This window comes from Niameybacter massiliensis, from assembly GCF_001282685.1.
GTDB lineage: Bacteria > Bacillota > Clostridia > Lachnospirales > Cellulosilyticaceae > Holtiella > Holtiella tumoricola.
In genome coordinates, this window is record NZ_LN875035.1 from 3,112,772 (window position 1) to 3,123,681 (window position 10,910).

Consider the following 10,910-nt stretch of genomic DNA (forward strand, 5'->3'; position numbering starts at 1 on the left):
GTCACTTTTTTGACAAACTCTGCTTCTATATATCTGAAAGCAAATTTGCTAATCGATCTGGTAAAGCTTCTATTAATAGATTAGTAATTTCTTCTGGCGCTGGTCTATCTTTCTTATTTACCCATTCTACTGTCATATAAATAGAACCCCTACAATACATTCTTAATAAAAATGCTAAATCTTCTTCTAAAGGTTTATTGGTTTTAGAAGTAATAATCTCTTCATAAAACTTAAAAATACAATCATAGTCATAATTCATCAATGAATTATAGTCATTAGACTGAAAAGCACCTGAAAAGAATATACACTCTTCTTCAATAAACCTAAACTTCTTATGCAACCCCTCTCTTAAGCTACAGCTAACGCCCATCTGCTTAAAAGATTTCTGTACCAACCTTTCAAAGTACCAATTTACTAAATCATATTTATCCTGAAAATAGCGATAAAAAGTTTGCCTAGTCATATCACACTCACTTACAATGTCCTTTACTGTAATCTTATCTAAACTTTGTGTTTCCATCAGTTGTTTGATGGCATTGGCCAATTTGTATTTTGTTTTATCCCTTTTGTCCACCTAAACCCCTCCGTACATTTTAAATTAAGATTCCTCTACAATGATCCATTTCATGTTGAATCACTTGTGCAACAAATCCGTTAAAGTGTTGCTTTTTCTTCCTAAAATTTCTATCACGATACTCTACCTCAATAGAGGAATATCTTGTTGTTTTCTTTGTTCCTGTATGAGATAAACAAGCTTCTTCTGCTTCGTAAGTGGATTGACTATGCTTAACTATTTTAGGATTCACCAATGGAATAAAGAATTCTCCCATTTTAACTACAATAATACGCACCTTTTCTCCGATTTGATTGGCTGCAAGTCCAACACAAATGTCATCATTAGCCTTTGCTGTATCTACCATATCATCAATAATATATAAATCTTCTTTTGTTGCCTCTACGGCTTTTTGTACTAATCTCTCATTATCTTTTACTATTTCTCTTATCATTTTATATTCCAAGACAATTTTGTCTTTTTCCTTTCTTCATCAGTCTTATTTATGACTATATTATTTTAATTATTATTCTTGATATTGTTTTAAAAATTGCTCAAAATCTTTAGTTTTCTCCCAAACATCTACTGCATATGCATCAAGCAAGTACAATATAGAATCTTCTACAAGAACATATTCACCATCTTGAGTACCTATGCCCTCTCTTGTAACAGATAAGCCCTTCTTTGTATAATGTGCTTTACCTGCTTCAAAAAGCTGCTCTCGACTTTTGATGTATTTTTCCACATCATTATTGGGAATAGAGTAGGCATCTACAGTTGTCATCCCCTCTATATACGTCTTATTCTCTACTTTTTTCTTATCCCATTGGTGCACTGGATACCATATAAAATCAATTACATTATCTCCTGGTACAAAAGAGTATTTGCTTAACACATAAACATAATTATTATAACTTATCTCAAAGTACTCGGGCATCTCTTCAAATCTCATTGTATAGTTTATCCAAGTAAATGTTTCCTGCTTATCAACTGTCTTTTTTACAAAGGGAATCAACTCTATAAAACTATGGACAGTTTCTTCACTTTCAAAGATACCTACTACATAACGTCTATCTTCTTGTTGAAGCTCTAATAAATAACTCATCCATATCCTCTTTTCTTAAAATCTTACCTCTATTATAGCCAAATAAGCCTTATCTGTAACTTTATTTTTTCGTAAGAAAGCTACTCATAAACAAAATGCGCCCCATAACGTGGGACGCACTTTTAATTTGATGTTTATTTATAAGTAGGATTCATTATTCTTCTAATAATGCTTTAGCTGCTGCTATATAGTAGTGGCGACCATTAGCACTGGTTTCTAATCTGGACAATGCCATAAGCCCTTCTGACTTAAGAACTTTTGCTGTCTTCATTTCTTCATTTGCATTAATAAGGAGATCACATAATTCTACTGCCCATTGGGGTTCCTCTTCAACTAATGCCTTTTTAATTTCAGCTATAACTTTTGTACTATCACCTATTAATCCTATCATTTTCTCTCCATAAGTCTTAGGAGCAAGCTTATTTAAATGGGTTGGGTTACCATCAAACCAACCTACATATCCATTGTAGATACTACGTACAGACCATGCAACTGTACCATAGAACTCCCCTAAGTAAGGAAGATTTCTAAGATGTTCAGGTAAAGTAATAGTTGTTGCTAACTCATCTACACTTAGCCCTTTATTCATTCCTTCTAGTGTTGCTTCTAACACATACTCTACTGCATCTTTAAAATTACCTAATACTTCTTGTACAGCTGTCTTTCCTAGAAGTGGTTGTGTATGTCCTGGTAATACATATTCTGCTGGATAGGATAAAATTAGGTTCAACGTATCTACCCATGCGCTTACATCTCTATATTGACTACCGCGTAGAGCATAGAGGTTTGGCCAACACCCATAATAATTATCACCGCAGCAAATCACTTGCTTCTCAGGTAACCACACAAAGATTTGGTCATCTGTTTCTCCAATTGCTAAAACCATCTCAAGTTCTACACCGTCAATAATACGTTTTACCTTTTCTTCTGTATAAATAGTTGTCGGCGCTAAAGGTGTGCCTTTACCTTCACCAACAACAAAACCTTCTCTAATCCCTATACCTTGTGTAATAACTTCTTCATCTGTCAAAGTATAACCAAATTGATAGAACGTACGTTGTTTTAGAATATCATTAATTTTTTCCATACGCCCTAATAATGGCTTCTTAGGTGCAAATGCAATAACCTCATTTAAAGTCTCTGCAAATGCTCCTGCTCCACCCCTATGATCTGGATGTCCATGAGTATAAATCAATGTTTGTACTGGTTTACCTATAAGTTCATCAATGATCTCTTTTAATTTTTTAGCTCTTTCATCTGTATCTAATGCATCTACTAAAATCACAGAATGCTCTGCTTCTATAGCAATTGCATTACTATGTCCATAACCCATTATATGATAAACGCCATCTGTAACCTTTGTTACAGTCGGTGGATATGCTATCGCTGCAAAGTCTCTTAATAGTGCTTCTCCATTTTTCTTTAACAAGTTGAATTCCTCCAGTACTGCCATTTATTCTTTTAAAATTTATCTTAACTGTAAATATTCAACTTTGCTAGTAAGCACTTTAAAGTGCCTTAGTTTCCTTTTGGATACTAAGGCACTTCAATTTAAGACTTTTTAGTCATTATCTACTTCAAATTCATTGTCCATTTCAAAATCTACTATATTTCCACTCACTGCATTAATTTCATAATTGTATTCTACCCCATTATGATAAAATTCAATTTCATATACTGTTATACCATTATCATGGTCAATACCTGCTTTTGTAAAAGTTACTGCTTCTCCAGTTAACTTTGCATGTGAAAGAGCAACTTCTTTTGCTTTTTGTACGCCAATTGTTCCTTGTGATACTGTTGGTTTAGTTGATACTACTGGTATCATAGTTTCTTGATCTTTACTAAATTCTCTAACTTGTCCAGTTTTTGCATCTATTTCATAATCATATTCTGTTCCATTATGGTAGAATTCAACTTCATATACTGCTACACCATCATCATAATCAATATTGGCTTTTGTAAAAGTTACTTGTTGTCCACTTAAATTAGCATGTGAAAGTGCGGCTTCTTTTGCTTTTTGGGCACCTATTGTTCCTTTTGATGCTGTAGTATTTGATGTTGTTGGTTTAGTTGATACTACTGGAGCCATTACTTCTTTATCTTTACTAAACTCTCTCACTTTACCATTAAGTGCATTAATCTCATAATCATATTCTACACCGTTATGGAAAAATTCTACTTCATATACTGCTACACCATCATCTGTATCCATTTTAGCTTTAGTAAAAGTTACATTCTTTTCATTTAACTTGGCATGTGCTAATGCTACCTCTTTTGCTTTTTGGGCACCTATTGTACTTGCTGCCACCATTGTTAATGCCATACTACCTACTGCTACAAATGTTGTGATTGCTGCTACTTTATTGAACTTTTTCATATATAAGACACCTCTCGTGGTTTAATTTTTGCTTGATAATGTTATTTTAATAGTGAAAGATTAAAAGAACATTAAAACCCACGATAAATTTTAATTATTCTTTTTTAAGAATTAATGTAAAGGTACTCCCTTTTCCAAATGTACTCTTTATCTCCATCTTACTATCGTGTAGCTTCGCAATTTGCTTAACCATAGAAAGTCCTAGTCCCATAGAATAACTTCCACCTTGATTACGGGATTCATCTACTCTATAGAATCTTCCCCATATCTTATTTAAATCTTCTTGTTTCACTCCAATACCATCATCTATAACAGATAAATAAATTGCATCTTTTCTATCATTTAAAGTAACCAATATATGTCCATTTTCCTTGCCATATTGATATGCATTAGTGATTAGATTGATAAGAAGTCTAGATATTAATGTTTGATCTACATAGGCATAGATATTGGATTGGATATTACATTTAATTGAAATATCTTTAATTTGTAAATAAGCTTGTTCCTCACAAATATTTGAGACTAACTCGCTTAAATTAATCTTTTCTTTATGAACTGCCTGTGTTTGTTGATCTAATCGTGTAAAAGCTAGAAGCTGCGCAATTAGTTTTGACATCTTAAAACCTTGTCTTTCTATAACTTCTAAGGCCTCTTTGTACTCTTCATTGTTCTTGTCTCCATCAAGGGCATACTCACATTGTGCTAAAATAACTGCGGTCGGTGTTCTTAGCTCATGAGAAGCATCTGAAGTAAATTTTTTCTCCGCTTCAAATGCATCTTCTAACCGTTCAAACATTTTATCAAAGCTATGAGCTAGGCGGTAGATTTCATCATTTCTTTGTTCCATTCCAAGCCTTTGAGAAAGATCTTTTCCCTCTGCAATCTTTTCTACTGAATCAATGATTTGCTCAATAGGTTTAAAGGAATGTTTTGTTAAACTATAACCTACTATTGCTGCAAGTATGGTGAGTATAGGCAATGTAAAAAAGGATATTTTAATAATCGTATCAATAGCGCCTACTTGATGCATCTCTTCTTTAGGTGCCATTCCCCTTAGCCATAGATTCCCATAATCCTTTATTGGTACAAGCACATCATAAACATAATAACTTTGATTACCTGTTACAGTCTCGTAGATACCTCCTTCTTGTAAAGGTATTGCTTCTGTAGAGATACTATGTTCTTGGCCTGATATCAATGCCCCCTGTTCATCGTAAACAAATACAAAAATTCCATATTTATAAGGTACAAAATCTTCATCAAAATCTAATCTGCCATTTTCATATTCAATTTCTCCAATATTACTCTCCACTACGTCTTGGAGTTGCCTTTTATAGTTCTTTTCTATTGTTATCCCTGATACTAATAAAATTGCACTGAATGCTAGGATCACAATTAATATCATACCTGATGTAAAACAAAGGGTGATCTTACTCTTAATCGATAACTTTTTCATACTTCTTCCCTCAAGACATATCCAGCTCCTCTTACAGTATGAATCAGCTTATTGTTATAGGAGTCATCTATTTTCTTTCTTAAATAACGAATATATACATCTACAGCATTGGTTCCACCCTCATAGTCAAAATTCCATAAGTTGTTCTCTATCTTTTCCCTAGATAACACCTTCCCTTTGTTGCGTATTAAATACTCGAGTAATGAAAATTCTTTGGCTGAAAGGGTAATCACTTCATCTCCTCTTTTCACCATATGGGCTGATACATCAACACTTAAATCTGCAAGCGTATAGACACTAGTCTGTACGCCTGCTACATGACGTGTCATCACACGCATTCTTGCCATAAGTTCCTCAAAAGAAAAAGGCTTGATTAAGTAATCATTTGCCCCCATATCTAACCCCTTCACCCGATCCTCAATAGAATCCCTAGCAGTTAGAAAAATAACTGGAGTCGTATTGCCATTTCTTCTCATCTCTTGTATGACCTCTAACCCATTCATTTTAGGCATCATAATATCTAATATCACTACATCATACTCTGCAACACCCATAAAATCTAATGCCTCTTGTCCATTAAAGCAAGCATCTATTGTATAACCTTCTGATTTTAACTTCTTTACAATAATATTATTTAAGTCTTGTTCATCTTCTGCTAATAATACTCTCATCTCTGTCCTCCTACTTCTACTATATTTAGTATGCTCCATTTCATAAAATAAAGCATGCTTACTTTTATCTTCTTAGATATGTACATTATAAGTTATCACAGCGTAGATAACATTAATATCTATTTATTTTAACTTCTTAACAAATAAAAATAGAGAGTTTTATCTACTCTCTATTTTTAATATGATTTGTTACATCACCAATATTCATTCTATTTAGCTATTGGTACTAATGTAATTGTCTTTAAAATGTTACCTACCTCTTGGTGATAATTACCTACTAATTGGGCTTCTGGTGTTTGAAGTTCAAAAGGCATATCCTGAAGTCCCATAAAAGCAACGACTAAGCCATCTTGCCTAAACACCTCTGTTGGGAAAGGTCCTCCCTCTGCTTTGACAGCATCATATTGCTTCTGTGTATAAATGGACAAGCTGCCAATATTAGCACTATGATCATCTTTAGTAAATTTAAATAGAATCAATGAATAAGTTTCATTCTCTCCAATAGGCTGCTCCATTTGATCTAACTGTACATACGGTGCAATATAATTAGGAAAGCCTATCTTAAGTGCATACTGTTGTGTGCCCTCTTCTATTATAACTGAACTTCCATTACTATTTAGTACATTGGTACAATACCTCATAAGTATGTTAGATGCTTCTGCTCGTGTTGTTATAGCTTGAGGCTTTAATTGTTGCCCTTCTACTCCAGAAATAATATTGCTACTTCCAACTCCCCAACGCATAGGATTCCTAGCCCATGTAGAAACCTGTTGTTCATCTACATATTCTCTAATTCCCATTCCCTCTATAGGTGTTTCTAATCCTATAAACTGAGTATAGTTATAAAGAATCGTAACCATTTCTTCTCTCGTAATGGGTTTATCTGGCTTAAATAAAGTTTTGCTATAACCGGATATAATCTTATTTTCTACACCCCATTCAACTGCTTCGGCATATTTTGCCTCTTTACTTACATCTGTAAAAACAAGTTTATGGTCAACATCTGGATTATTTGCCATATGATATAAACTCAATATAAATGTTCCTCTTGTCATCATCTCATTGGGAGCAAACTCATCTTCAGCTACCTCATCTATAATCCCTTTATTATTTATAAAGTTTACTGCATCATAATACCAATCAGATTGCTGTACATCTTTAAATGTATGATCCATTGCCCAAACAGGTGTCACTGATAATATTAAAGAAAGGCATCCTACGGTCAAGAATTTTAACTTTTTCACTTTAAAACCTTCTTTCGATTCATTGTCATTTATTATAATCAAAATATTCCATCATCTATATTTTATAGACGTATTTAAAGCTTAAAAAGTTTCATTTACATTTAAACTACTTATAAATTTTATCTTATATATTGTTACTACTTAAGTGATTGTATAAAAAAATAGAGAGTAAATATACTCCCTATTTCTATAGATTAACCTCTTTTATTAATCTCATCTGTTAGCAGTGCTTTTGAAATATACATTGCATCAATTATCTTTTTAAAGCGTGTGTAATGGGATGTACCTTCTGCAAATTTCCCTTGGCCTTTTTCACATTTACTAATAATCGAAGCGATTGGGGCGATTGCTTCAATCAATTCTTCTTTTGTATATTGCTCCGCCACATCTTCATTGCTTATTAATGCTTTTGAAATGTACAACGCTTTTATTCTATTCTTAAGAAGTGTATGCGAAGAAGTGCCTTCTGCAAATTTAGGCTGCATTTTTTCACAATTACTTATGGTTGAAGATACAACTTGTAATGCTGCTACTAACTCTTCATTGGTATATTGGTGTATGGCATTCCTATCTACTACTACAAAAGATAGGCTGTCCTCTATAAATTGAATATAACATCCTTCTGCTTCTAAATAGCTTTTGATAAATACTCTCGCTACATCTTGTTTTCCATCACAAGCACATGCTCCCATACCATAGGTCGTAGCATGTATTTCATCATGACACTCCACCTTAAAATATAACTCTTTTTCAAATAAGGCTGCATTCAGATGAACCAATAGATTATAAGTTAATGTTTGCATCTATTTTCTCCTTCCCTTAAAGTTGAATCGTCTTAGTCGCTATTGCTTTTCCAAACCAGCTATCATGTTCTACAAAAATCATGGTTGGTTGATATTTAAGAATTGCCTTTTCTAATTGTTCACTAAAATACGTATCCATATAATTTAAAGGCTCATCAAATATAATTAAATGATTGTCTTCTGCAAGTACACGTGCAATATTAACTTTCTTCAATTCTCCACTACTATACGTTTCAAGAGGACGTACTAAAAAATTTTCCGGTAGCTCAAAATAATCACATAGCTCTAGGAATTTTTCATAAACGGAGTCTCCTGTAGTATATTTAAATCCTTCTTTTATATACCCTGTTTTCCATGTTGGCTCTTGGGCTACCATAGCAACTTGTAACCCCTCTACATATTCTATCCCCTCATTAGGTAGTTCTCTGTTTAAGATTTTTAATAGCGTACTCTTACCTACACCATTTTTTCCTTTCACCCATATACGTTCTCCAGCGCATACTTCGAAATTAAAACCTTTAATAATTTGCTTCGTGTGGTCTGTATATCTAAAGCTTAGCTCTTTTATTTTCACTAAACATTTTTCTTCAATATCTTCTCTTTGATGCATCACAAGAGGCTTCACTTCTTCATAGTTTTGAAGAAGTTGTTTCTTCCTATCAATATGATCTTGCACTCTTGATTCAGAACGTTTGGCTTGCTTCATATACGTCTGTACCCCATTTGCTCTACCATTAGATGCAAATTGATATTTCTGTGTATTACCTATGCTTGCCCAGTTTCTACTTTCTTTTGCACTACGTTCTAACTGACCTATTTCTTCTTCTAATCTTTCTCTAGTCCTTAGTTCGTACTCTTCTTTTTTATCTTTGTTATGCTTCCAACTGGAATAATTCCCTTTTTCTATGGTAATATCCTTCTTATTAATAGAAATAACATGATCAATCACTTGGTCTAGAAATTCTCTATCATGTGATACAACAATGAATCCCTTTTTCTTTTTAAGATATTGGGCTACAGCATCTTTTCCTTCTAAGTCTAAATGGTTGGTTGGCTCATCTAATAAAATAAAATGTTTTTTTCTTAGGAACAAAGTAAGCAGCATAATTCTCGTTTTTTCTCCACCTGATAAGGTGTCAAAATCACGTTCAAGCAACTCTGGATCTAACTTCATTTCATCCATTTCTTTTAAGATTTTACTTTCTATTTCATAGCCGTCTCTTTCAAGATACATTTCTTGTAACTTGGAGTATTCATCAAATCTTGCTTCATCATTTTGGCTAATAATAGCCTCCATAGTATCTTCTATAGATTTAAAACCACCAACATTTTCTTTAATAATATCTTTAGTGATTCTATACTCACAGTCATTTTTATAAGGGAAATATTCTACATCCACAGGTATGTTTATTTTTCCAGTTGTAGGCTCTAATTCGCCTTTTAACAATCTTAATAATGTAGTCTTTCCTCTCCCATTTCTCCCAATCAATCCTAACTTCCACTCTGTATTGATGACCAAATTTACATTCTCATAGACAGGATTATAGAAATCTACATAATAGTAGCTCATTTTATTAATGGTTATTTTCGACATATAGCCTCCTTGTTGGCCTGTACTAAAAAAGCAACAAAAAAAGAGCTCAAGAAGTAACTTGAACCATGGAATTATTTTTCTCTGATTCTCATTCTTTTCTCGACCTCTTCAATTCATTATTTTTAACACATTATAAGATGCTTACTCTATTTTGTCAATCTTCCTAACTTTTATTGGCTCTTTCTATTTATCTGTTGCTACTTTAGAATGTTTACTCATAAATTTACGATTGATCCAAATTCCAACAACACTTACAATCCCTACTACTACAAAAGTTATTAGAGATGTTCCTACTTCGCCTTTTTGTAATGCCGCTCCTGCAAAAGTAGATGAGATAACTGCTGGTACTCTTGCTATAAAAGAAATAATAAGAAATTTACTTAATGATAAGTCTGTAAATGGAATAAAGTATGTCAATATATCCTTAGGCGTTCCCGGTATGAAAAAGAGTATAAATACCAGTTTTTCTATCTTTTTATTGTTCTGTAAAAACTGAAGCTTTTCAAACTTACTTTCATCTATAAATTGTTTTATAAAATCATATCCTAATCCTTTTACTAAGTAAAAGATGATGACTGATCCCATAGTAATCCCTACTTGGCAAACAATATATCCCCACCAGGTTCCATATAGCATACCCGCTAATACTTCTACTGCTTCTCCTGGAATAATGAATACAACCACTTGTATGATTTGAATGATTACAAAGAACATCATTCCCCATATACCTTTATCCCTGAGACTGTCTACAATTAATGTTCTTCCTTCTTCTGATAAAAACTGTTGTGCATAGGGAAGTGCCATCACCCCTATCCCCATAATCAATCCCACAATAATAACAAGGGCACTAAATTTATAAATAGCAGGAAATGTACTCGACTTCTTTTTGCGTAATGTTAAAGTTGTTTGTTGCATATTTTAAATGTCCTCTCTAGCTGTCTTCTTCATTTACAACTAGTTTAACGAATACATCTTAATATTCCTGCCTGTGATTCCTTAATATTTCTTTAAGATTTCTTAAAGAAATTTCTAATACACCTTAAATAAATAAAACAAAATCCCTTCTAGTCTTAATGATTAGAAAGGATTTTGTATTTTTATACT

At 33.0% G+C, this 10,910-nt stretch carries 11 protein-coding genes; all 11 read right to left on the reverse strand.

Going from position 1 to position 10,910, the window contains the following annotated elements:
* Positions 1-25: 25 nt before the first annotated feature.
* Positions 26-574 (reverse strand): TetR/AcrR family transcriptional regulator C-terminal domain-containing protein, encoded by a 549-nt coding sequence (locus BN2390_RS19980; RefSeq protein ID WP_053986055.1) that lies wholly within the window; start codon positions 572-574, stop codon positions 26-28.
* Between the two features lie 19 nt (positions 575-593).
* Complete coding sequence (locus tag BN2390_RS19985; RefSeq protein ID WP_053986056.1) at positions 594-1,007, reverse strand: peptide deformylase; 414 nt, start codon at positions 1,005-1,007, stop codon at positions 594-596.
* Between the two features lie 72 nt (positions 1,008-1,079).
* Positions 1,080-1,658, reverse strand: a complete 579-nt coding sequence (locus tag BN2390_RS19990) for a hypothetical protein (protein WP_053986057.1) — start codon at positions 1,656-1,658, stop codon at positions 1,080-1,082.
* Positions 1,659-1,812: 154 nt separating this feature from the next.
* Positions 1,813-3,087: an alkyl/aryl-sulfatase gene (locus BN2390_RS19995; protein WP_053986058.1), complete on the reverse strand. Its 1,275-nt coding sequence runs from the start codon at positions 3,085-3,087 to the stop codon at positions 1,813-1,815.
* Between the two features lie 132 nt (positions 3,088-3,219).
* The gene (locus tag BN2390_RS20000; protein WP_053986059.1) at positions 3,220-4,038 is read right to left on the reverse strand and encodes a PepSY domain-containing protein; all 819 of its coding nucleotides are present in this window, start codon (positions 4,036-4,038) and stop codon (positions 3,220-3,222) included.
* Between the two features lie 94 nt (positions 4,039-4,132).
* Positions 4,133-5,494, reverse strand: coding sequence for a sensor histidine kinase (locus BN2390_RS20005; protein ID WP_053986060.1), 1,362 nt, complete (start codon positions 5,492-5,494; stop codon positions 4,133-4,135).
* Positions 5,491-6,165, reverse strand: a complete 675-nt coding sequence (locus tag BN2390_RS20010) for a response regulator transcription factor (protein ID WP_053986061.1) — start codon at positions 6,163-6,165, stop codon at positions 5,491-5,493. Before BN2390_RS20010 ends, BN2390_RS20005 begins: the two co-directional genes overlap by 4 nt.
* Positions 6,166-6,374: 209 nt before the next feature.
* Positions 6,375-7,409, reverse strand: coding sequence for an S-layer homology domain-containing protein (locus tag BN2390_RS20015; RefSeq protein WP_053986062.1), 1,035 nt, complete (start codon positions 7,407-7,409; stop codon positions 6,375-6,377).
* Positions 7,410-7,603: 194 nt separating this feature from the next.
* Positions 7,604-8,212, reverse strand: a complete 609-nt coding sequence (locus BN2390_RS22360; protein WP_330373843.1) for a hypothetical protein — start codon at positions 8,210-8,212, stop codon at positions 7,604-7,606.
* A 16-nt stretch (positions 8,213-8,228) separates the two neighbouring features.
* A complete protein-coding gene (gene abc-f, locus BN2390_RS20025; RefSeq protein WP_053986063.1) occupies positions 8,229-9,806 on the reverse strand; it encodes a ribosomal protection-like ABC-F family protein in 1,578 nt (525 codons plus the stop codon).
* Positions 9,807-9,989: 183 nt separating this feature from the next.
* On the reverse strand, positions 9,990-10,721 hold the full coding sequence (locus BN2390_RS20030) for a TVP38/TMEM64 family protein (protein ID WP_053986064.1): 732 nt from the start codon (positions 10,719-10,721) through the stop codon (positions 9,990-9,992).
* Positions 10,722-10,910: the final 189 nt, after the last annotated feature.

Bases quoted from the DNA above. Each gene is read 5' to 3' on its own strand.
- BN2390_RS20010 (WP_053986061.1), bottom strand. From the start codon at position 6,165: ATGAGAGTATTATTAGCAGAAGATGAACAAGACTTAAATAATATTATT.
- BN2390_RS20005 (WP_053986060.1), bottom strand. From the start codon at position 5,494: ATGAAAAAGTTATCGATTAAGAGTAAGATCACCCTTTGTTTTACATCA.
- BN2390_RS19985 (WP_053986056.1), bottom strand. From the start codon at position 1,007: ATGATAAGAGAAATAGTAAAAGATAATGAGAGATTAGTACAAAAAGCC.
- BN2390_RS20030 (WP_053986064.1), bottom strand. From the start codon at position 10,721: ATGCAACAAACAACTTTAACATTACGCAAAAAGAAGTCGAGTACATTT.
- abc-f (WP_053986063.1), bottom strand. From the start codon at position 9,806: ATGTCGAAAATAACCATTAATAAAATGAGCTACTATTATGTAGATTTC.
- BN2390_RS22360 (WP_330373843.1), bottom strand. From the start codon at position 8,212: ATGCAAACATTAACTTATAATCTATTGGTTCATCTGAATGCAGCCTTA.
- BN2390_RS20000 (WP_053986059.1), bottom strand. From the start codon at position 4,038: ATGAAAAAGTTCAATAAAGTAGCAGCAATCACAACATTTGTAGCAGTA.
- BN2390_RS19990 (WP_053986057.1), bottom strand. From the start codon at position 1,658: ATGAGTTATTTATTAGAGCTTCAACAAGAAGATAGACGTTATGTAGTA.